A 21976-nucleotide genomic window follows, 5' to 3' on the forward strand; every position below is an offset into this window, starting at 1 on the left:
TAGGCCAATGCGGAGCGCCGCGGCCCGCGCAGACACATACGGGGGTATCTCATCGGGGGCCATCACAGACGGCAGTCCGCTGATCGGGCCTATGCCCTTCAAGACGCAGATTGCCATGTGGGCGCTATTTGACGCTTACGACATTGACAGCCTGCGGGCCCGGAATCTTGAGAACCACGGAGCCGCGTCAGCGGCTGTAAACGACGTGCGAGACGTTGCCTTCCGCCATGCCAAGGCAATGTGCCCCAGGTGCAGAGTACCTAACGAGCTCAGGGCGGCAGCGAAAGCGGACGAGCCTTCCTTCAGCAGTCTCGATTGACTTGAGGGCAAACGGTTGAAGATCAAGGACGCTTACTTTGCTTCACCCGTTCAATTCCCTTTGAACCTCCGGTCGCTCAATACCATGATCTCCGACCGGGCATTCCGATAGACGAGGCAGGAAAACAAGAGCCGCCAACGTCCCGCCGCATTTGGCTGTTCAGGACATGGCGGCAGTGTATGTGGCACATCTCGCCTCGGCTAACCGCCTGGCGACATGATGAGCACTTCCCTGATGTAATCGCCAGGCTCCACCCTGGACTCGAACGCGAAATGAATGTCCTTATACTTGCAGTCAAGCCACAGTTTCAACTGGTCGTCGTAGTGCGGGCTTGTCGGATCCTCGGATTGCCCGCCAGGATACACAGCCCACGACTTCACCGGGTCGGTCAAGCTCACTATCATTCGCCAGCTGGGGCCGTGAACAGCAGGCTCGGCTCCTCCAGCCACGTTGGGGCATCTTCCGCCTCCGCCTGATGAGTACGGGCCGCGCCCCAGCTCCTTCTTCTCCAGAAGAGACGGCACAGTTCTATGATGCACCTCTCCCGCAGATGCGTCCGGCGGAGTAGTGCTCGGTCTTTCCAGAGTAGCTGCCATGGCGCCCTTCCAACCAGCTGATGAAAGCTGAATGCCGTCCAGAGAGAAGTGCTTGAGGTCCGACAAACCGGACCATGTCCACCATGGCTCGAACAGGTTCTTGAAGCAGCATGCCTGGAAGGCATCCCAGATGGCCGGGGCGGCCTGGTCCTTACTCATCGCCTTAAGGTCTCTCACACTCCCTCCACGCATTTTCGGCGCCTCTGAGTCAGAAGTTGCACGCCGTCTCTGCGAAAATCAGCGTCTTCGTCCATCCCCGTCTGGTGGAGAATGCGCAGGAGTGATACATTTCTCTTGGCAGCTGCCACCGTGGTTACGCCCTCGGACTGTATTGCACTACACCCGGAGAAAACCACATAGCGGCTGTCCTTGTTAATACGTCCAGGATCCTTCCTCTGGATTTACATCACTACTTAAGAGACCAACTGGACACAAGGCCCCGCCAAACCGCCAGCATCTGCTGTTCGCCGCCTGGGAGGATCTCCGCTTTCTGAAAGCGCCTGTTGTGGAGCACGGGATGGAGCATGCGTCTCGGCACGATGCGCAGGCTTCAAGCACGTTCTTATGTGAGGCAACATGTGGATTGCAGGGCTGCACGACTCCTGGTGCTGAGCGTCAACACTGGATGTCCGAGGAGGAATCTGAGGGGCTTGTGGCAAAAGGCGCAGTGCTGATCGGAACGTACTGACTGAGAGAATCATTCGCATATGAACATAGGGTTCATGGAGAGCAGCGCCATTTCGTGCACGCTTTGTGGGCAACAGCAAGCAATCGGAGGTGATCAAGCAGCTCACAAAGCTCCCACAGTACATTATGATAAGCAGCAGACATGGCAGAACATGGGCTGGCCACGGCAGAAGCTGTTCCTCGCGAATCTAGACCATGGGTGCAGATGCCCGCGGTTGGTCTCACGAAGGAGTGCCCGTTGAATGCTCGAGAAGCGAACAGCGCTCGCTGTGGCGCTTAGCGCTGCCCTAGTGTTGATTCTTTGCCCGGCGTCGATGGCGTCATGCGCGCGGAGGAATTTGGATCACAGGAAAATCTCCCTATCCGAGCTAGTGGAATACTCGACTGTGGCCATGAGCCAGGCTGTGCTGACTCTCCGGAGGCAACTGGACGCGTACGAGAACCTGACGTTTCAGTTCGCGGTCAATCCAGACCTAAATGCGCTCCTCGCTGATTACGCAGGTGGCGGAGACGCGAACCAGCTAGCTATTGCCAACCGCACTTTCTCGAACTACCTGGAGAGCTGGACGTTCGGCGATCAAGCCGTGTATGACGCGCTTTTCTTGGGTGAAGCCAATCGAGCGCGCAAGGCTCTGACCATGAGCGAGACGCTGCCTGCCGAGTTCATAGGATCATTCCGGGATTCGCAGGTTCACGATGCTATTGTCAAGGCCGACGGCAAGCCTGTCTGGTTCGCTAATGTACAGGTCACCTCCATGGGATCAAGCTTCGTCGTATTGGGCAGACGACTCAAGTATTTCTCGTCCGGCAGGCCCCTCGGCGTTTTCGCCATACTGATCAGGCCGGAGTGTATTTGTCGCCTGATTGCCGACTACCTGGCTGAGAACTACTACTTTTCCGTGGGAACGGTTAGGTCCAGTTACCTCCTGATTATGGACGGCAGAGGACGGCTCATCTCCATTCCGCCCAACGAGGCAGACGGGCCCACAACCGAAGCCAATGCTCGCTGGGCACTGGCATGTACGTCACAGCTCCGGAAGACACTGCCCGGTTGCGCGAACAGTGGTTATTTCACTACTACACTGGGCGATCACGATGTTGTGGTCATGTATTCGTCTGTCGAAGGCACCGACTGGCACGTGTTCGTGCCGATTTTGCCTCGTAGGCGACAATTCGCGCCGCCTTTAACGTACGTCGCGCACGACCCGTGGGCTGTGGCGACCGGGGCGGCCGCGGCAGGTTTGGTGCAGATCACCATCATCATCATCCAACGCACGCACAAACGCCGAGCAGGTGCGCCTGCTGGCTGTATAGCGGACGCACCTCTCACTTCTGGTGGGGGCACGTATGCGAAGCTGCCGGAGTCAACCGGCTCCGAGGCTCATGCTCCCAAAGCTCAGGCAAAGCCTGCCTGGCTCTACATGCTGACGCCAAGAGAGAAGGCGATACTGTTCCTGCTCTCTCAAGGTCATTCCAACCGCGAAATAGCTGAACGCATGTGCCTTGCTGAACAGACTGTAAAGAACCACCTGAGCGTGATGTATGACAAGCTCGGAGTGCGCGACCGTACTCAGGCATCGCTAATGGCCGTTGGGGTCGTGCTCTCCGACGAAGAGATGGACTTGCCGGAGAAGTGAGTCCGCCCCGACCACTCCCCTTCAACTCACAACTGCTAGCCCCCCGATGCCTCAAATGCAGGCAACGTACATTGGTACCAACCCGAAGAAGCGCACGTTGACGCCGCGGCTAGCGGGTCTCGCAGGCAGCCTGCCCTTGGTTCACAGTGAATTCAGACATCACGCAAGGATTATAGTACGGTTCTCCCAGTACTATAGTAATTATTTGTAGGGTTTTACGGGAAGCACTAAATTAGCCAAGAGATGTGTCGATCTCTCCGACGGAGAGCCTTGAAGGGGGCAGGCTCGCTGATGGCGTTCTTGGCACAATGAGTTTGTAAGGGAGGGCAGCGTGTCGGCCGTGTTGGCTTTGCCGATGGCTGACGCCGGTTATCATGAAGTGGTTGATGAATATCAAAATCAGGTCGAAGCTCATGTTGTTGATAGTGCTATTGCTGCTGGCCATGGGGGGGCTGGGTTGGTTCTCGATCACTCGAATCGACCTACTCACTCACGACATTGCAGCAATGGGCACAAATCTTCTTCCTAGGACTCAAGACGTCCTCAATGCCAAGTACTATGCAGCCAGCCTCAGGAGGAATACACTCCAACACATCCTGTCAGAGACTCGTGAAGAAATGGATACGTACCAATCCAGAATAGAAGACGACGCAAAGCGATATGAAAGCAACATGGCAAGCCTAAGTCAGCTCCTTACTACCGAGGCCGGGAGGCAGACGTACTCTTCGCTTGAGAGTACATGGAGGGAGTACCACAATATCACGAACGAGATTGTATCGCTTTCTGAGCGCGGCATAACCGGGGACGCGAAGTCTTTGGTGCGTGGCAGGGCCCGCGAACTTGGGGAATCCATAAAGCAGACTCTCGATGAACTCATTGGGCTCATAAACGACAACTGCGATGCTGTTCTCGCCGCAGCCCAGGCCAACGCTGCCAGAAGTCGAACCACTGTGCTCATTGTCATACTGGCGCTGGCTGCAATAGGAACCCTTCTTGGACTCTACTTGGCCAGAATCATTACATCTCCTCTCCGAGGTCTGGTCGACGTGGCCGAGCGTGTTGCCCAGGGCGACCTCACCTCCAGCCCCGAGGTTCGTTCTCGTGATGAAGTAGGTCTTCTCGCCCACGCTCTGGGTCAGATGGTGGCCAACCTCAGGAACATAATCGGAAACACCACTGCTACTGCTCGCGACGTTGCAGCCGCAAGTGAGCAGTTGGCGGCTGGGGCAGAGCAGGCAGCCAGTGCCGTCAATCAGATATCCACTACCGTTCAGCAACTGGCGGCGGGCGCCGGCGAGCAGTCTAGCAGCGCTGCCACCACGGCCGAGGCTGTGGAGCGCCTCAGCGCCAACATCGATCATGTATCCAAGGGCACTGATTCTCAGAAGGTCGAGATCGGCAAAGCTGGAAGGCTAGTGCTCGAGACGAGCTCGTCGCTTGATGACACCATGGCTGTTCTCTCGAACATGAGGTCTGTGGCCCAGCAGAATGCAGACGTGTCCACAAAAGGCAAGGAGTCGGTTGGTTCTGTGATGGCGAATATACAGCGCATCAGTGAAAAGACTTCAGTCGCCACAGATCAGATACGCGAACTCGACAGCCACTCTCAGGAGATCAGCAAGATCGTTGAAGTCATAAACGACATTGCGGATGAAACGAATCTGTTGGCTTTGAACGCCGCCATTGAGGCGGCGCGCGCAGGCGAACATGGCAGGGGTTTCGCAGTAGTCGCCGATGAGGTGCGCAAGCTGGCCGAGCGGTCGTCAAGCGAAACCAAGGCCATAGAAGAGCTTATCGAACGAGTGGGCAGGGCAACCGAGAGCACGGTGGCCACTATCGAATCGCAGCAAGAGGAAGTCAGGCAGGGCAGGGAATTATCCAGTCAGGCAGAGGCGATTCTGAACGAGATAAACTCAACGGCCCTCAGATCCGTGGAGGAGATAGCGCGATTGGTCCAGTCGTCGACTCAACTGCAGCAGGCCAGTGAAGAGGCCGAAGAAGCTATCCGCGATGTGACTTCCGTCGCTGAGGCCAACGCTGCCGCTGTAACAGACATGACCGAAAGAATGGGCGAAGTGAAACGAGCCAGCGAAAACGTGGCCGCCATATCCGGAGAGACGGCTGCCGCGGTTGAAGAGGTGTCGGCTTCGACGGAAGAAGTGAACGCTTCGGTGGAGGAGATATCCACTTCTGCAAAGGCACTTGCAGACACGGCGGCGCGGCTTCAGACCATTGCGGCCGGCTTCCGGCTTTGAGCAATACGGCATCAGTCGATGCATGACCATTGGTTGGGCTCAGAGGCTTTCCAAGGACAGCTTGGGAAGTGTTAGTGTTGAGACGAAGCATCAAGCCTTATCGGCGCCGAGGTACGCAGTTCGACCACGATCGGGTTGTAGCTTCTGTCGATGCTGAAGAGGCCCTGCGCCTTGGCTAGCCGACCTCTACGCAACAGGCGCCTGCCTGCACCGTGCGCGATATGAGCAGGGCACGAAGGCAGGCGCTTTCCCTAGTTGCGGTTGGAGTCGGTCCCCTCTCGTTAGTGTCTTAGGTAGTGGTGTAAATCCAGCGGGAGGAGATTAGCGAGGATCGACTCCGAGGGGAATCGCAGAAGCGATTTACACCACTTGACAAGACGTGACCTTCCCCCGCCGTGGACACACAGGGAACATAAGCAACGAGGACCTGTTGGCTGAGATCTCTGAGTATCTCAAGGCCAGGATGAGCGATGAGCGACTGCTGTTGCTGGACCTCAAGTAAGCGCAAGCAATCGCCCGCTTGGCATCGTCCCAGTCGCGTGAGGGCATTCCTCGCCCGGTCGGGACGGGCCTTCCCTGGTCTTCCTCCAGTCTCACCCTGTCGGCCATGGAAAGAACGACTGAAACTGCCTGATGACTTGGCAGCATCCTGCGACTCAGATCACCGCGCCGCGTTCCTGAAGTCGCTGCTGGAGATGCACGATATCGATGTCGTGCGCCGTTCGTGCGTTCGTAGCGCACAAGCCGGCCGCGGTCCCGACCGCTTCCCCAAGCGCCATGCACGTTGGGGTGACTCGTGTCGCGCCGAGGGCTTCGTGACTCACCGATATGGCCCTTCCTGTAACAAATAGGTTATCGAGTCTCTCGGCGATCAAGCAACGGAAGGGCACACTGTATCCTGCCGAGGGAATGCCGCCGTCAGTTGAGAGTCCAGATCCTGCGGGATCGTGAATATCTATAGGGTATCCTCCGCGGCATACACTGTCGGGAAACGCTCTCCCTGACAGCACGTCGTCTCTTGTAAGCGTGTAGCATCCCACAAGCCTTCTGGTCTCGCGCACGCCAATCTGCGCGGCGGTATTGAGCAGATGCGAATCGCTAAACCCGGGCACATGGCGCTGAAGGAAACGCGCGATCAGCTCGACCTGTCTGCGTCCTTCTGTTTCTGCCCGAGTCATGTCCCAGGGATCTGTGCCGCAGCGACCCAACACGCGTGAGGTGTTCACGTGAACCTCTCCGGGCCGAATGCCCGTAAAGAACAGCACTCTGTCGCGGGGGATCGTCTTGGGACCATATTCTCGCCACAACGAGAAGAAACCTGATACTCCGGTCAAAGGCATCGCTGTCAACTCACCAATGAGACTGGTCTTGTGGAATTCTTCAGGGTTCGCCTGCATGTACTCTGCTATGTCACGTATCCGGACGCCTCCCATGCGGAAATTCATCGTCATCGGCTGCGTGAGGCCATCCACGTGCCTGCCCACCTCAAGCGGGACTCCCGCAAGGTACGCCAAGTCACCGTCCCCGCTGGCGTCCACGAACATCGCGCCTTCCACTGTCAGCCTCCTGCATCCAGAGAGCGCCTCCAGAGCGCCGATCCGCCCTTTGTGGACCAACGCGCCCATCACTGCTGAGTGCAACAGCGTATCAACATCGCTCTCCGCCAGCATTCGGTCGGCAAGAGCGCGCAGCGCCTCCGCGTCGAACGGGGTCACTGAGTATGTCCATCCTGTCGTGTCGCGAAGATGACCCGGGCTAGCGCCCATCTCCACTAGACGGTCGACGATAGCCTGAGCCAGTCCCCGGACACACTGATCACCTGAGGAGGTGTGAAACCCCTGCCACGGGTAAACCCCTGCCGCGGTAGACAGCCCCCCGAGAAAGCCGTAGCGTTCAATCAGAAGAGTCTTTGCTCCTTCGCGGGCGGCGGCCAACGCTGCGGCTATTCCAGACGGCCCGCCGCCCACGACCACTACATCGTATCTGCAGTCGCTGCCGCCGCCCATTTCGCGTCTCACCTTACCTCTAGTGCAGCTAGAGCATCGTCTATGGCCTTTCGGAATTGCATGGCGGCATCGCGTATCCCCTCGGTTGTGTATCCTGTTGCCACTACCCCAATCATGACGCCCTTCACTCCGCATTTGATCAGCGCTGGTATGTCGCCGGGCACAAGCAATCGCTGACTTGGCACTATGACAGGCTTGCGGGATGCCTTGGCTACCAGCTTGAGCGCGACCAGATCGTCAACTGACAGACGCTGACCGTACCCGTCATGCGGCACAATGTCCGCCTCTACGGCATCGAAGGGCAGCGACGAAAGCTCGGTGACGGCCTCCGCTGAGTGCATGCGTGTAACGGCGCACATCTTGCCAATTGACTCAACCCGCAGAATGTCCGTTGAGAAATTGGACGCGAAGTTATCGATGAACAGGAAACCCAGTTCCTTCATCGTCCTGATCTCTTCAGAAGTCATATTCAGCCCAGCGCCCGGAACGATGCCGACAGGGATTCTGAGAGTGCCGATCATGGTGGAGAAGACGTCCCTGTAGTCGTCGAGAGGCCCAAAAGACCTCCCGCTGGCATCGTGAGTGACTGATGTGTGGACCTTAACGCAGTCGGCGCCGCCATCGCGGGCAGCCTCGGCATTCTCAATGGTGTTTTCAACTAGACTGACCATCAAGACAAACGACCGTTCTTGGAGCATCTTGGCGAATTGGTTCATCTGGCGACAAACCTCCTCAATCGGCGTCCACACACTGCATGTCGGCGCCGTCCTTGCCCGACCGAGCAAAGGCCACCGCCCCATTCTGAATCACGAGAAGAGGAGCACGCAGAGTCCGTATGTCCTCAAGCGGATTGCCCCTGACAGCTATCAGATCAGCAACCATGCCCGCGCGCACTTGCCCCAGCTCATCGCCGCGACCCATCCATCGAGCAACATTGACGGTCGCGGCCTGTACGGCCTCCGCCGGCGGAAGACCCATTTCGACAAGGCACTCGATCTCCTCGCTGACCTTGCCGTGGGGCATGAAGGGAATCCCGCTGTCGGTGCCAGCCAAAATCGTAACCCCTTCCCTTATCGCCCATCGCGTCACATCGCGTCTCCGATTCACTCGCTCGGCTAGATCCTCGGACACCTTGGATCCGAGCCTAGCTAGAGCGCGAGATGCAGGAGCTAAGGTGGGGACAAGCGCCACACCGCGATCCGCGAGCATGCTCACCTGTTCTTCAGTGGCATAACTGCCGTGCTCAATGCTATCCGCGCCACGCTCAATCGCCATGCCAATACCTTCCGTGGAATGCGTGTGGCACGCTACCTTCTTCCCTGATCCGTGAGCTGTCGAGACGGCACAACCCAGTTCATCCGAGGTGAACTGACAATCATGGGGTCTGCTTCCTTTCGTCAGACTGCCCCCCGACACCATCACCTTGACGAAATCCACTCCGTCTTGCAGTAGTGCTTGCACCGCTCTCTCGATCTCTGCATTGCCATCTGTTTCCACACCGATGTAGTGACCGTGTCCACCCTTTGTTGTGACAACTGAACCGCTGGTGAATATGCGGGGACCCATGATCAATCTACGCGCCTGCAGATCTCGAAGAAGACCGCCGAGCGCTGTTGGGCAACCCGCGTCCCTTACGGTAGTCACTCCAAACACTAGAGAACGGGTCAGGCTGGCAAGGCATTTCCTGAACGTCGTCGATGGAGGGTCCGTCAGGTAGTCGTCCAGCGCACTCTGATCTCCAGTCATGCACACGTGAACGTGGGCATCGATCAGCCCGGGCATCACCGTAAGGCCGCCGAGATCGATGGAGCGCGCATCTCGCGCAATGGTCGCCGCGGACGGGCCAACCTCCACAATAACACCTGATTCCATAGTCACACTGCAGCCATCGATGAGCCTGCCGACACAGACGTCCAGCACAGAGCAATTAACGACCTGCAGACGATCACGTCCAGCACCCACTGCTCATTGCCTCCTCCTGATATCAAAAGCGTTCGTATTCCATGTAGAGCCCCGCCACTGACTGGCCTTCTCTCACGCGCTGTCGTATCTCTTTCTCCGTGTTGACAATGGCCTCCGCTTCAAGAAGCACGTCTACGACCAGCTCGCGAGGCACGACCACGATCCCATCGTCGTCGCCGACGATGAAATCGCCGGGCGTTATGAGAACGCCTCCCGCCTCAATAGGGCATTGATAATCGATCAGATTCCATCTGCCAGAAGCGTCGCGAGGAGAACGGAAACGATAGTAAATCGGGAATCCAAGCGCCCGAATCGATGCAGTGTCCCTGACGCCGCCGTCTACGACAGCGCCGCGGCATTTGCGGTACATCGCTGCATTTGTCAGCAGTTCTCCCCAGTGACCGGTTATGGGGTCTCCCGAAGTGCCCATGACCACCACACTGAACGGCGCCAGTTGATCAACGGCTTGCGGCGACTTTCTGAGAGACTTGTCGGTGGTGCGGTTAGGGCCGCCGAACATGGTGAATGCGGGCCCGGCGAGCTTCGTACCGCAATTGAGCGGCTGAAGACCGCTGTCCAGCGCTTGATGCCAGTAACCTGCGGCATCAAGCGCATCAGAGACCGCGGCAACGTACACCTGTTCGTATCGTCTGCAGAGCTCCTCAACCCCTATCGCTTCCATCAATCTCACTCCTGTCTAGCATGTTTCGAAACGCGTCTGCATGGCGGAACAGGTTAGGCGCGCCTCCGGTATGCACAAACAATACGTTAGCGCCGCGCTGAATCTCGCCTTTCCTGACAGCCGCCATCAGTGCAGCCATGGCTTTACCTGTGTATATTGGGTCAAGGAAAATGCCTTCCGTTCGCGCGACCAGCTTCACTGCTTCCAACGATTCAGGGCTCGGGATTCCATGCCCGGCGCCGATGAATGAGTCGGTCACGCGCACACTCTCCCGGGGCACGCGCACTTCGAGATCGACGAGCTGTGCCGCCCTCTCAGTGAAATCGTAGATCCTGTCTGTAAGGTTGCTCGCCGGCTCGCAGACGCTGACCCCCGTTACAGTGCATGGCATTTGCGCGTCAGCGAAGGCCAATAGCATCCCCGCCATTGTCCCGCCCGAACCAACGGCCACAAACGCGTGGTCAAAGACGACTTGCTCAGATCTCGCCTGCGCGATCAGTTCTCGCGTTCCATCGATATACCCCACAGTCGCAAGCGGGCCTGAGAATGTTCCCAGGTGTATCAGGTAAGGTGTGTGTCCTCTGCGCTCTAGATCCGCGGCATACTCCGTCATCGCCTGGATCGTAGACTCCGAATACGGGTCGGCGGTGTTGACCGCATGGACCTCGGCTCCCGCCAGTTGATAGCAAAGAGCGTTCCCCGTCAGCTCCTCGTTCGCCTTCGCCCTCACGAAAAACACAGGGTTCAAGCCGAGCCGTCGGCATGCGGCAGCAGTAATCCGCAGAAAATTCGATTGCACGGCGGCCGTGGTTATTACGGTGTCGGCCCCACGCGATAGGGCGTCGCCCAACAGGTACTCAAGCTTCCTGAGCTTATTGCCTCCAAAACCGACACCTGTCAAGTCGTCTCTCTTGAAAAACACCCTGGGGCCCCCCAGCGCTCTGCTCAGATGAGGCTCCTCCTCAAGCGGAGTCGTCGGTATCCCAAGGTCAACCCAGGGCTGTCCTAGATGATTCATGCTCGGCTTCCTCCCGCTTCATACTTCAGCTCGGTCGCCCAAGTTGAACCACGCGGTCTTTGAGCGGCTGTATGTCCTGAGCATAGCCTCCATCCCGTTCTCTAGGCCAAGGCCGCTCATCTTGAAACCTCCGGCTGGAATCGCCGGATGGCTCAGGTTGATGCAGTTGACCCATACCAGCCCGGCTTCGAAGCCCCTGACAAAGAAGTGAGCTCGCTCGATGCCCTTCGTCCAGACCGATGCGCCAAGACCGTACCTGACATCGTTGGCTGTGCGCAGAACTTCGTCTTCGGACGAGAAGCGGAATATGCACAGCACAGGGCCGAAGATCTCGTCCTGTGCAAGCGATGAACTGTGATCGACATCAGTGAAGATAGTGGGCGTCATGTAGGCGCCGCGCGCAAGCGCAGGAGTTTCGGGGGGCCCGCCGCCGATCAGCAGCGTCGCGCCTTCCTTGCGGCCTTTGGCTATGTACTCCAGCACCGAGGCGCGCTGCCTGAGCGAGATCATCGGACCGATCTGCGTATTCATGTCGGTCGGGTCTCCTACCCTGAGCTCGCGGACATGGGCCAGGAGTAGGTCGATGAAGCGATCAGCTATCTTCTCGTGCAGGAATAGCCTGGCAGCAGCGGTGCATATCTGTCCCTGTCTGCGGAATGCGCTGAACGACACGGCCTTGGCTGCCGCTTCGATATCGGCGTCTTCGAACACCACCACCGGCGTCTTGCCGCCCAATTCCATGTTGCATTCCTTCATGTTCTCAGCTGCGCACTGCAGTATCTGCTGCCCGGTCTCAACACTGCCAGTGAAGCAAAGTTTGTCCACCCCCGGATGGGACGCAAGCTTCATGCCGACATCCGAACCCGGTCCCGGTATCACGTTGAGGACTCCCTCAGGGAGGCCTGCATCCGCGCAAACTTTGGCAAGCATCAGAGCCGATAGAGGAGATTCGCTTGCGGGCTTGAGCACTACAGTGTTGCCGCACGCCAGCGCAGGCGCCACACTGATTACCGCATTGGCCAGCGGCGCATTCCACGGTGTGATTGCAGCGACTACGCCAAACGGTTCGCGAAAGGTAAGGCTCATGTATTTGGGATCGATCGGCACCGTGTTCCCGTACAGCTTGTCAATCACGCTGGCAGAGTATTCGAACAGAGCCGCGGAGCGCGCCACATCGTGCTGCTTGGTCTCAACATACGGAATGCCGGCATCCAGGGTGTCGAGCATGGCGAGCTCGTCGTTGTGGTTCCGCAGGGCCTGCGCGATGCCGCGGAGCACACTCGCCCTCTGTTCCGCTTTCATGAACCGCCATCGGGAGCAGGCGCTTCGGGCGGCTTCAACCGCGGCATCCACATCAGTTCCATCGCACTTCTCCACATCTGCAATGGCCTCGCCAGTCGATGGGTTAATTGTTGTGAAAGTATCGCCCGAATGCGCTCTTCGAAAACCGCCGCCGATGAATGGTCTGCTAAACTCAATCATATGTCTGCCTCCATATGCCTGGCCCTCAATCGCCGATCGATCTGACCAGCTCTTCGCTGAACGAATCGGCGGCTATCTCTCGGAGGGCCGGAATCGTAACCTTTCGCCGGAAGGGCCCGACGATCACAGTGGCGTTAGCCCAACCTGAACAATCGAGCCAGCCCCCGGCATATAGATGGTGAAACAGCTCGTGCGCCAGAACATGCCCCATGCTAGTCGGCACTTCGCCCGGACCGGTCGATGGCTCCAGGTTTCCTGGGTACACTGTCACACACCCGCCGCCGCAACGACAGTCTGGCGGTTGTGCATCATAGTGGGCAACTACACGCTCCCCCGCAAGATACGGAAGCTCCGTCGACCGGCGAATGCCCAGGCCGAACAGCTCGTAGAGCCTGAAAATGGGGCATGGAATACCGCGCCGGCTCATCGACGACGACGCTCCGTCTGAAATCGACGCTTCTCCGCGATTCGAGTCGGGTTCACACGAGAGCCCTGCGACCCTTCTGGCACACAGCAACCCGGCGTCCTGCGCGTTTCTGATTGCTGACTCCCTTTCTTCATCTGTCAACAGGGCCCCCCACACATCCTTACCGATGAGCGTATTGGGATCCCGCAAGTAGGCCACCTGATTCCCTCCCTGGGGCAACGCCGACGCTACTGTCGTGGGCTAATCAGAAAAACATCAGTCCAGAGCATACCGCGCTTACAGCAGCCACTGCCCACAAGTACGGCAGCAGTTTCTTCGTGACTTGGTTCACGTCGACGCCCACGAAGCTCGCAGTCCACACGTTCTGCGTGTTGGTGGGATCGCCTGCCACTTGCATGCGCTCCATCGCGAGAAACGCCCCCATCGTTGCCGTTGGGCTAAGCGAACCGGTCCCGATTATCACGGCTGCAAGGCCACTGCCCAGTCCGAATAGGTTAAGAGGGCCTCGGTACAGAGCAAGCGGCGCCAGTATTGCAAAGAAAAGAATGTAGCCCATCAGAGTGCTGGGTATGACAGCCTTGAGGAAACCCGCCAGCCCGGCAGTGACCACTGGATGCATCACTGTCTTGAGAAGTATGCCTATCACGATCAAGAGAAGCACAGCGGGCGCCGCATTCTCGACTCCTTCATACGCTGTGCGAACCAACACGTCAAGGGGCGCTTTGGGCCTGGTGGCAACGACCGCGTACACAATCCCTGTGAGCAAAGCGGGCGTGATAGGCCACTTGAACGCCATGACGAGAATGAGCGGCAAGATGGGAGTGAGCACTGCGTAGAAGCGGACGCGCACTGGCGGCTTGCCGACGCTGGCTTCCGCTTGCGCAGGCGGCGTCGAGAAATAGGAACGGTTGCCGGTCTTGCGCAGTTCGATCAGGATGAATAGCACCGTTGCGCAGGCCGTCAGGCCCACCAGCACGAATGCAAAACCCTTCACCTGATCCAGTGGCACTCCCGTGAGTGCCGAGAAGTAAGCCCAGTTCTGGATGTTGACTGGGAGGCCGGTCGCGCATCCCAGCAGGAGCACGCACCCTGACTCAAGCGGAGGGACACCCACTGAGGTAAGGATGGGAAGCACTATGCTCCCTATCAGTATCAGCGCGCCCAGGCCGCTCACTGACGTGGTTAGCAGCGCTGTTCCAGCTGCAAGAACCATCGAAAGCACGTACTTGTTGTCTCCGCCCAGTTCGGCCGCAAACCTGATGGTGCTCTCGGTGATCCCAGTCCGGTTCATGATCTGCCCAAGCCATCCCCCCATTATCAGGGCTATTATGGCCGACGCCAGCCGCACAGCGCCGGCTTCGATCACCGAAGCAAGTATCCCGTCGGCTCCGCTCAGAGGGATTCCGGCCAGCACCGCTGTTGCCATGGCCAGAATGAACACAGCGACCATCGTGTGTATCTTCTGGGTCATCATCAGAATAGCCAGTATGGCGAACACGATAAGAATGGTCACCCCGAAAAACACTTTCCATGCCCTCCTTCTAGTGCGCGGTTTCTCAGCATTCAGCGCTTGACTCCTATGACCATGATCGTCTGTTCGGGCTCCACCCCCTCCAACTCCACACCCATGACCGCGGCAATCTGGTCCTCTGTGTGTAGCTTCGTCATGTTGACCACCCTGGTCCCGACAAGTACGTACATGCCAGGCATTATCTTTCCGCCTTCTGTGTAGCGGCATAGAGTGTTCATTACCCGTTCAATCAGCTGTTGGGCCTCCTTCGCCTGGGCCCAATCAACCTGCGCATTGGACTCTTTGAGTACTACAGCGCCATGAATGTCCACCACTCGGACTGCCTGCCTCGTGGACGAGATCAGCCCCATGAACCGACTGTCGCGCTGCACCGCCGCGAACACCGCCAGGCGCCCGTTGTCACACGCCAGATTCACGTCTTCAGACCTCGCATTGAGTGACGCGGCTGCAATCGCCCGCTGCTCGGCAGGCGACACACACGATTTAGTGACGTCCTGAGACACTAGTTCCATAGAACCGGTGGCCACAGCCCGCACCTTCGATGCCTGTTGGTCGATCTCTATGTACACCTCAATGGTGTTGGGCTTCGCGCCCATCGACAACAGCGATTCTCGGGCTTCATTGCGCACGTTCAGGATGTCCTCGTTTGTGGGCGATGGGATAGTCCTCTCCACTACATCTCTGAGCAGTGCAAGAGCGACCCCAATCGCCGAGATCACTTCCGCCTTATGAGTGATCGTGTATTCCAAGCCCATTCGCGCTGCCACTGCAGGAACAAGAGCAGTGGCGCCTCCTCCGCCGCCTACCAGAGTCACGGTCCGCAGGTCCAGCTTGTAGTCGCGGACGACTTCCTCGACTGTGCCTCGGGCTTTCAGAACTGCGACTTCTACAACCTGTTTTGCAAGCTCCATGCCGTCAATCCCAAGCCCTCGGCCGGCTGCCTCGAAGGCGGCCCGGGCAGCGTCCGGGCTTCCGTACGCGTAGTCGCCCGGCTTCACCAATCCAAGGGCATTTGAGGCATCTGTGAGCGTCAGGGCAATTCGACTCCCATTCTCCAGCTCCAAAGCCAAGTAGTCGGCCAAGTCTTCCGGCTTCGGCTTGACGCCGACGACTCGAGCTCTTGAAATGGCCGCAACGTCCGCCTTGGAAAACGCTGCATATGGAAATCCGGCTATGTGAGCGCTTCGCGGACCCACGTCAACGACTTTCCGCTCTCTCACCCTCACCATGGAACCCCCCGCAAGCCCAATTGTGCGCGTATCTACAGAGTGCACATAAGTGTGATGTCCTCCAACTTGTGCATACCGAGTTATCACCCGCCCATCCCTGATCACCGAGATGTCGGTACTCGTACCGCCGACCTCAAGGAAGACTCCGTCGGAGATACGCTCGTAAAGCAACGCGCCTGCAACGCTGGCGGCTGGGCCCGAAAGCAAGGTATTGATAGGACGCCTTTGGACCTCTCTGAGCGTCATTACGCCGCCGTCGCCTCGCATGACCATCAGCGGCACGGCGATCCCCGCGCTGGCCACGGCTTTCTCGGTCATCTCAGCCGCTTCTATCATGCAAGGCAGTATCGACGCGTTGATGACGGCTGTGCGGGTGCGGGCCCGCAGACCGTAGAGCTTTGACACCTCGAAGGTTCCAACGGCCGGCAATCCGAGCTTGCGTGCGCTCTCAATCACAGCTAGTTCGTACGAGGGATCATCCACACTGAACGCGGCCGCTCCGACCAGCACTTTCGCGCCCTGGTCAGCGAGTTGCTGGACAGCTTTGTCAACCTGAGGCTTCGACACCGCATCGCTAACCGCAACGTAACAATGGAGACACTGAAGACTGTGGCCCGGCGCCAGTTCAAGAGGGCCGACCTTTGAGTCGCGGCTCACCTTGGCCCCTTCGATGCCCCTCCCAAGGCTGATGATCCCTACCGGGACCACGTCTCCCTCCAGCAACGCATTGGTCGCCTGTGTCGTACTGTGCGCGATGAAGGTCACATCTTCGGGGTTGACATCACTCTCACTTAGGAGTCGCTGCAACGCGTCGACCACGCCTCGGGCTACGCCTTCTGGAGCATTGTGCGTAGTAAGTGTCTTGATATCGTGCATCAACGTACAGGTGTCGGCGTCCAGGGCAATCGCGTGAGTGAAGGTGCCGCCTACATCTATGCCCACACGGACTCTCTGTGCCATTTCGATCACTCCCAGTTTCAGCGCCATCGTACTAGTCGATTCGGGCCGCTATCTTTGCACCCTTCCAGAACCATCGCCTAATGCCAGTGCTTCAACTTCGGACGTACTGACCATGTTGAAGTCTCCGAACACGGAGTGCTTTAAGCAGGATGCAGCCGCCGCGAACTCCACGGCGTGTTTCCCCTTCATCCCAGTCAGAAGCGCATATATCAGCCCGCCCGCGAACGAGTCGCCGCCGCCCACGCGATCCACAATGTGAACTCTGTATTTCCTCGATACGTAGAAGTCGTGTCCATCATAGAGCATGCCAGACCACATGTTGTCGGACGCCGAAATACTCTCTCTCAGCGTAATGGCCACATTCTCGAATCCGAACCGGCGTCTGAGCTCCTGAGCCACTTCCTGATAGGCTTCCTCGCATAGCTGTCCTTTCGTCACATCAGATGAATGAGCGCTGATCCCAAAGGTCTTTTCAGCATCCTCTTCGTTGCCAATTGCAATATCAACGTACCTCATCAGCTCTGACATGACACGATTCGCCTTTTCCTGCGACCAGAGCTTCTTTCGGTAGTTGAGATCAGCGCTAACCCTAATGCCCATGGCCTTGGCCGTCCTGGCAGCCTGCAAAGTGGCAGCGGCGGCGCTATCACTGAGCGCCGGGGTGATCCCGGTGAAATGGAACCATTGTGCATCCTTGAGTATCTCGTCCCAGTCGAACTCGTCTGGAGCGATCTGCGCTACGGCGGAATTCGCCCTATCATAGATCACTCTTGACGCCCTCTGTGAGGCGCCCAGCTCGCAGAAGTAGATGCCCAGACGATCGCCTCCACGGGCTATGTAATCCGTGTGCACTCCCATACTGCGCATTGCGTTTACAGCACACTGGCCTATCTCGTGATCCGGCACTTTCGTCACAAAGTAAGCATCGAGCCCGTAGTTGGCCAGCGACACCGCTACATTTGCCTCTCCGCCGCCGTACACTACATCAAACGATCTGGCCTGAACGAACCTCTGATACCCTGGGGGAGATAACCTGAGCATGATCTCCCCGAAAGTCACCACTTTCGCACCCACACTGACTCCTCCTACGGCCAACTGATACCTCTCTAGCAGGCCCCTGCAACCCTAGCCGCCTCGACATACTGCTCTGCAACTCTTGTGAGTTCTGCCCAGTTCCCTTCAGCTACCAACCTCTTGTTGACCAGCGCGGTCCCTACTCCAACGAACACCGCCCCTGCCTTCAAGAACTCGCCCAGATTGTCCAGCGTGACTCCTCCAGTAGGAGTGAGCTTGACCTGGGGCAGCGGTCCCAGCACATCCCTTATGAAAGACGGGCCAAGCTTCGTCGCAGGAAATACCTTAACCACATCAGCGCCCGCTTCCCAAGCCTGGAGGATCTCTGTAGGAGTGAACGCGCCTGGGATCACTATCCTCCCGTATCGCTTGCACGTCTTGATTACCTCCAGATTGACTACTGGCCCTACGATGAAATCGGCGCCCGCAAGCATGGCGGCTCTGGCGGTTTCCGGATCGAGAACGGAGCCCGCGCCTATGATGGCTTTGCCCTTCAACACCTTGGAAGCTTCGTGTATGGCCTCGATCGCGCCTGGCGAGGTCATCGTGATCTCTACTCCCTTGATCCCTCCATCTACCATGGCTCGGCAGATATTCACGAGCTCCTCGGCGTTGTCGGTCCTGATCACCGCTACTACCCCTGCATCGACTATCTCATTGAGCTGGCTTTCCTTCGTCATCAAGCGACCTCCGATCGTGCAGTTGCCCAATACCCTTGGATGCTTGGCAGCCTGACTGCAGAAGCTGCGCACCCGTCGGGCTGCGTTGCGTATAACGCAACTATGTTGATATTATACGTATTCGTCCCCTGTTTCGAAATTCCTTCCCACAGGCGAGAGATTTCCGCCGGCATCCTGCCCGCATAGCCGGGCGCTGATTGCATCCGGCAAGACCCAAGCTCATGGCGTGCATATAGCACCGCACATTCCGCAGTGTTGTTCCTCGGATTTAGCCAGAAGCGCCGGTCGAAGAGCCGTCGGCCCGTGATTGCCGGGTGCAGCGACACGAAACCCGGTTGCGTACAATATCGATACGTGTATACTATTTGTGAGGATGGCTTTGCGCCGGGAGGAGAGTTGAATGTATTCGGACCAAGTATCTACGTCTACCAGAGCCAGTGCGCCAGGCAAGAAACGCCAATCAGTCCAGTCTGTGGTTCATGTCCTTGATGTGCTGGATTACCTGGATTCCTGCCGTGGCGAAGCCGGAGTGACAGAAGTCGGCGAAGCGCTCGGTGTGCACAAAAGCACAGCGTCGCGCATTTTGTCGACGATGGACGCAAGAGGATATGTGAGCAGGAACAGCATCACCGGGAAGTACTCGTTGGGCATGCGGCTTTTGGAGCTGTCCCGCACAAAGCTGGAGCAGCTTGACCTCCGGCCACGCGCTCGACCATTCCTTGAGGAATTGGTGCGCAGGACTGACGAAACGGCCCACCTGGCCGTGCTCGACCAGGGCCGCGTGGTCTACATCGACAAGGTGGATACGCCCCAGACGCTCATGATGCGGTCACGGGTAGGTTATCGCATCGCCGCGCACTGCACAGCGCTGGGCAAGGCTATCTTGGCTGAGCTTCCTAGCAACACGGTGGATTCCATTCTCGCGGACAAAGGCATGACCAGGTACACTCCAAACACAATCACTGACCCCGCTGTTCTCAAGGAACACCTGCGCCGCGTGAAGGATCAGGGGTTCGCCATCGACGACGAGGAGCACGAGGAGGGCATACGCTGCGCTGCAGCAGCGGTTCTGGACCATGCCGGTCGCGTTGCCGGAGCTATCAGCGTGTCGGGCCCCACGATTCGTGTGTCGCGGCAGCGGGTCGAGGAGATCGGCAACCTCGTTAGGGACGCCGGTCGCAAGTTATCATCATCGTTAGGGTACAGCGGGCATTGAACTGTCCCACGAGTCGTAGATCAAGTTTCCTGCGACGTACGTTCGCATTACCTCGAACCGTTTGTTCATGATTACAATATCCGCATCTTTGCCAATACAGAGACTCCCTTTGCGGTCGTCAACTCCAGCGCTCCTGGCCGGCGTCAGACTAGCCATCTCGACGGCTTCGGTCAATGGAGTGCCCAGTACCGTCACCAAGTTGCGGACGTTTAGGTTCATGGGAGATACGCTCCCGGCCAGCGTGCCATCGTCCAGCGTACAATGGGCATGATTCTTGAACATGTACCGCCCATCGGAAGAGCTGTATCTCCCGTCGGGAAGCCCTGCAGCGAACCCACTGTCCGTGATAAGCGCCACGGAATGCGGCCCTTTACAGCGAATCAGCACTTGTGCCGCTGCCGGCGATACGTGTACTAGATCGCCAATGAGCTCGCACGTAACCGACTCATTGGTTAGCACAGCCCCAACCACACCCGGTTCGCGGTGGTGCAGACCACTCATGGCGTTGTAGGTGTGGGTAGAATGACTGATACCAGCATTGATACCTGCAAGGGCGTCATCGTATTTCGCGTCCGAGTGCCCTACCGACACAACGATACCCCGGTCGGTCAAGTAGCCGATTACCTGCAGGGCACCGTCTATTTCGGGGGCCAGCGTCATTACCCGGATACTCCCCTTTGACAGCTTGATCGCTCTATCGGTCTCATCAATCGACGGAGGGCGAATGTGCTGGGCGTTGATTGCCCCCCTTCTGTGTGCATTCACAAAAGGGCCCTCTAGGTGGATGCCCACAATCTCCGCGCTGTCGCCGCGGCTGCCAATAAGGTCCGCAATCACCGAGATGAACTCCTGTGTCTTCTCCAGCGGCCCCGCGCCTACGGTAGCCAGCAGGCTAGTAGTCCCGGTGCTTGCCAGGAACCTAGCGGCCCGGATGACTTCATCCGGATCGCTAGTCGCGAAGTTGTTACCGCCTCCGCCATGCACGTGCATGTCCACGAAGCCGGGAGTAATCCAGAATCCGTTCGCGTCCACCATCGTCGCACCAGAAGGCGGGCGAACTGATCCATTTGCGCCAATATCCGCAATGATTCCCTTCCTAACCACGATGACGGCATCGTCGATTATCCCGTTTCGAGTGACTGCCGATCCTCCGTGGATGACTAGCATCTCCAAGAGCCATCACTCTTCCCATAGTACGGAGTCCTCATTGAGCAGGGCTTTGTCCTTATTGTGAATATCGACAATCGCCTCGCACATATCCAGGGCGAGCTGACGCGAATCACAGTCATTGGCGGCGTCCATTTGGCCCACTAGTTCGCCGTCAAGGCCTGCCCCGGCATACAGAGCGCCTGCGAGAGCGCCGGCCATCCCGGCTATGGAGTCACTATCCCGTCCGAAATTGACTCCGGCCTCAATAGCGTTCATTGCGTCGCCGTCAGCAAGATAGCACATGGCGAAAGCCACCGCGACCTCTTCTAGACAGCGATCCCGATTCTCAGTTCCAGGATTTGAGCCGACAAACCTTCCATCCCAGCGAGTGGTTATCTCCCGAATCGGGACGATAGCTTCCCCGACCTGCATGTGCCGGCGAACCTCGTCATACACCTGCTGTAGCGCCTTCTTTGTTCCATCATGAGCCACCAGGATTGCCGCCGCGAAAACGGAGTCTCGGTCAGCGCCGGGTCTCATGGCCTCTGCCACGCCCGCAGCCAGCACTGCAGCCCCTTCCAGTCCATAGCTGTGCGTGTTTATCGCGGCGACTGACGTGGCTTCCCTGTACGCCGCTGTAGGGTTGCACGCGTTGACTAGCCCTACAGGGGCAATGCCCATGGCACTCCCACAGATGACCAAGTTGCCCTTACCGGCGAAAAACGGATCCATCCCGGCATGTGCCGCACACATGTAGGTGTACCTCTCCGGCAGCCAGAGCCTGACCGGATCAACCTTGGCCCACATCTCTACCATATCCGCAGCAGTCAGGTGTTTCCGTTTGGACATGTAGTGACGACAGATCATGTTCTTCAGATAGGTGTCGTCCGTCCACTTGGCAAGCACGCCATTCTTGGGCAGAAAGCGTGATATCCAGCCATGTTCCTGCTGGATCCTTTCGTACTCCCAACCTTCCACCGGCGCGCCTATGGCATCCCCCAGCGCCCCTGAGGTCAACGCGCCATAGACTTTCTTGTAGAGCAGTGTCTGCTTGAGCATCACCGCA

19 protein-coding genes are annotated in these 21976 nt (G+C 58.0%); 4 read left to right on the plus strand and 15 right to left on the minus strand.

Annotated elements, in window-relative coordinates:
• Nucleotides 1-319, plus strand: a 319-nt coding sequence (locus VB144_13505) for a hypothetical protein (protein MEA4884642.1), incomplete at its 5' end; no start/stop codon positions are given.
• A 200-nt stretch (nucleotides 320-519) separates the two neighbouring features.
• Here the strand turns inward: VB144_13505 and VB144_13510 are convergent.
• Nucleotides 520-1107 (minus strand): penicillin acylase family protein, encoded by a 588-nt coding sequence (locus VB144_13510; protein MEA4884643.1) that lies wholly within the window; start codon nucleotides 1105-1107, stop codon nucleotides 520-522.
• 737 nt (nucleotides 1108-1844) lie between these two features.
• On the opposite strand from VB144_13510, the gene VB144_13515 reads away from it, so the two are divergent.
• Both VB144_13515 and VB144_13520 read left to right on the plus strand, forming a co-directional pair.
• A complete protein-coding gene (locus VB144_13515) occupies nucleotides 1845-3239 on the plus strand; it encodes a LuxR C-terminal-related transcriptional regulator (GenBank protein MEA4884644.1) in 1395 nt (464 codons plus the stop codon).
• 386 nt (nucleotides 3240-3625) lie between these two features.
• Nucleotides 3626-5494 carry a methyl-accepting chemotaxis protein gene (locus VB144_13520; GenBank protein ID MEA4884645.1) on the plus strand — a complete coding sequence of 623 codons (1869 nt, stop codon included), beginning with the start codon at nucleotides 3626-3628 and terminating at the stop codon, nucleotides 5492-5494.
• Nucleotides 5495-5565: 71 nt separating this feature from the next.
• On the opposite strand, the gene VB144_13525 is transcribed toward VB144_13520, so the two are convergent.
• The 12 genes from VB144_13525 to VB144_13580 all read right to left on the minus strand — a co-directional run bounded on the left by VB144_13525 (nucleotide 5566) and on the right by VB144_13580 (nucleotide 18545).
• Nucleotides 5566-5688, minus strand: coding sequence for a hypothetical protein (locus VB144_13525; GenBank protein ID MEA4884646.1), 123 nt, complete (start codon nucleotides 5686-5688; stop codon nucleotides 5566-5568).
• A gap of 462 nt (nucleotides 5689-6150) precedes the next feature.
• Complete coding sequence (locus VB144_13530) at nucleotides 6151-7500, minus strand: FAD-dependent oxidoreductase (protein MEA4884647.1); 1350 nt, start codon at nucleotides 7498-7500, stop codon at nucleotides 6151-6153.
• A gap of 8 nt (nucleotides 7501-7508) precedes the next feature.
• The gene (locus VB144_13535; protein MEA4884648.1) at nucleotides 7509-8216 is read right to left on the minus strand and encodes a hypothetical protein; all 708 of its coding nucleotides are present in this window, start codon (nucleotides 8214-8216) and stop codon (nucleotides 7509-7511) included.
• A gap of 16 nt (nucleotides 8217-8232) precedes the next feature.
• A complete protein-coding gene (locus VB144_13540; protein ID MEA4884649.1) occupies nucleotides 8233-9462 on the minus strand; it encodes an amidohydrolase family protein in 1230 nt (409 codons plus the stop codon).
• Between the two features lie 22 nt (nucleotides 9463-9484).
• On the minus strand, nucleotides 9485-10144 hold the full coding sequence (locus VB144_13545) for an RraA family protein (protein MEA4884650.1): 660 nt from the start codon (nucleotides 10142-10144) through the stop codon (nucleotides 9485-9487).
• Nucleotides 10125-11162 (minus strand): D-cysteine desulfhydrase family protein, encoded by a 1038-nt coding sequence (locus VB144_13550; GenBank protein ID MEA4884651.1) that lies wholly within the window; start codon nucleotides 11160-11162, stop codon nucleotides 10125-10127. The genes VB144_13545 and VB144_13550 overlap by 20 nt, the downstream gene beginning before the upstream one ends.
• Nucleotides 11163-11180: 18 nt before the next feature.
• Complete coding sequence (locus VB144_13555) at nucleotides 11181-12644, minus strand: aldehyde dehydrogenase family protein (protein MEA4884652.1); 1464 nt, start codon at nucleotides 12642-12644, stop codon at nucleotides 11181-11183.
• Nucleotides 12645-12669: 25 nt separating this feature from the next.
• Nucleotides 12670-13269 carry a hypothetical protein gene (locus VB144_13560; GenBank protein ID MEA4884653.1) on the minus strand — a complete coding sequence of 200 codons (600 nt, stop codon included), beginning with the start codon at nucleotides 13267-13269 and terminating at the stop codon, nucleotides 12670-12672.
• A 46-nt stretch (nucleotides 13270-13315) separates the two neighbouring features.
• Nucleotides 13316-14596, minus strand: coding sequence for a C4-dicarboxylate ABC transporter (locus VB144_13565; protein MEA4884654.1), 1281 nt, complete (start codon nucleotides 14594-14596; stop codon nucleotides 13316-13318).
• A gap of 38 nt (nucleotides 14597-14634) precedes the next feature.
• A complete protein-coding gene (locus VB144_13570) occupies nucleotides 14635-16791 on the minus strand; it encodes a hydantoinase/oxoprolinase family protein (protein ID MEA4884655.1) in 2157 nt (718 codons plus the stop codon).
• A 48-nt stretch (nucleotides 16792-16839) separates the two neighbouring features.
• On the minus strand, nucleotides 16840-17865 hold the full coding sequence (locus VB144_13575; GenBank protein MEA4884656.1) for a sugar kinase: 1026 nt from the start codon (nucleotides 17863-17865) through the stop codon (nucleotides 16840-16842).
• A 32-nt stretch (nucleotides 17866-17897) separates the two neighbouring features.
• Nucleotides 17898-18545 (minus strand): bifunctional 4-hydroxy-2-oxoglutarate aldolase/2-dehydro-3-deoxy-phosphogluconate aldolase, encoded by a 648-nt coding sequence (locus tag VB144_13580; GenBank protein MEA4884657.1) that lies wholly within the window; start codon nucleotides 18543-18545, stop codon nucleotides 17898-17900.
• 400 nt (nucleotides 18546-18945) lie between these two features.
• Between VB144_13580 and VB144_13585 the strand changes: the two genes are divergently transcribed.
• Nucleotides 18946-19761 (plus strand): IclR family transcriptional regulator, encoded by an 816-nt coding sequence (locus VB144_13585; GenBank protein ID MEA4884658.1) that lies wholly within the window; start codon nucleotides 18946-18948, stop codon nucleotides 19759-19761.
• Here the strand turns inward: VB144_13585 and nagA are convergent.
• Together nagA and VB144_13595 are read right to left on the minus strand one after the other, a co-directional pair.
• Nucleotides 19741-20928: an N-acetylglucosamine-6-phosphate deacetylase gene (gene nagA / locus VB144_13590; GenBank protein MEA4884659.1), complete on the minus strand. Its 1188-nt coding sequence runs from the start codon at nucleotides 20926-20928 to the stop codon at nucleotides 19741-19743. The genes VB144_13585 and nagA overlap by 21 nt on opposite strands.
• Before the next feature lie 12 nt (nucleotides 20929-20940).
• The gene (locus tag VB144_13595) at nucleotides 20941-21969 is read right to left on the minus strand and encodes an ADP-ribosylglycohydrolase family protein (GenBank protein MEA4884660.1); all 1029 of its coding nucleotides are present in this window, start codon (nucleotides 21967-21969) and stop codon (nucleotides 20941-20943) included.
• Nucleotides 21970-21976 lie beyond the last annotated feature (7 nt).

Source organism: Clostridia bacterium, assembly GCA_034926675.1.
Classification (GTDB): domain Bacteria; phylum Bacillota; class DTU025; order DTU025; family DTU025; genus JAYFQW01.

Coding starts and splice junctions, on each gene's coding strand:
- VB144_13585 (MEA4884658.1), top strand. CDS start 18,946: ATGTATTCGGACCAAGTATCTACGTCTACCAGAGCCAGTGCGCCAGGC.
- VB144_13550 (MEA4884651.1), bottom strand. CDS start 11,162: ATGAATCATCTAGGACAGCCCTGGGTTGACCTTGGGATACCGACGACT.
- VB144_13595 (MEA4884660.1), bottom strand. CDS start 21,969: ATGCTCAAGCAGACACTGCTCTACAAGAAAGTCTATGGCGCGTTGACC.
- VB144_13510 (MEA4884643.1), bottom strand. CDS start 1,107: ATGCGTGGAGGGAGTGTGAGAGACCTTAAGGCGATGAGTAAGGACCAG.
- VB144_13570 (MEA4884655.1), bottom strand. CDS start 16,791: ATGGCACAGAGAGTCCGTGTGGGCATAGATGTAGGCGGCACCTTCACT.
- VB144_13530 (MEA4884647.1), bottom strand. CDS start 7,500: ATGGGCGGCGGCAGCGACTGCAGATACGATGTAGTGGTCGTGGGCGGC.
- VB144_13545 (MEA4884650.1), bottom strand. CDS start 10,144: ATGGAAGCGATAGGGGTTGAGGAGCTCTGCAGACGATACGAACAGGTG.
- VB144_13515 (MEA4884644.1), top strand. CDS start 1,845: ATGCTCGAGAAGCGAACAGCGCTCGCTGTGGCGCTTAGCGCTGCCCTA.
- VB144_13520 (MEA4884645.1), top strand. CDS start 3,626: ATGAATATCAAAATCAGGTCGAAGCTCATGTTGTTGATAGTGCTATTG.
- VB144_13555 (MEA4884652.1), bottom strand. CDS start 12,644: ATGATTGAGTTTAGCAGACCATTCATCGGCGGCGGTTTTCGAAGAGCG.
- VB144_13535 (MEA4884648.1), bottom strand. CDS start 8,216: ATGAACCAATTCGCCAAGATGCTCCAAGAACGGTCGTTTGTCTTGATG.
- VB144_13580 (MEA4884657.1), bottom strand. CDS start 18,545: ATGACGAAGGAAAGCCAGCTCAATGAGATAGTCGATGCAGGGGTAGTA.
- nagA (MEA4884659.1), bottom strand. CDS start 20,928: ATGCTAGTCATCCACGGAGGATCGGCAGTCACTCGAAACGGGATAATC.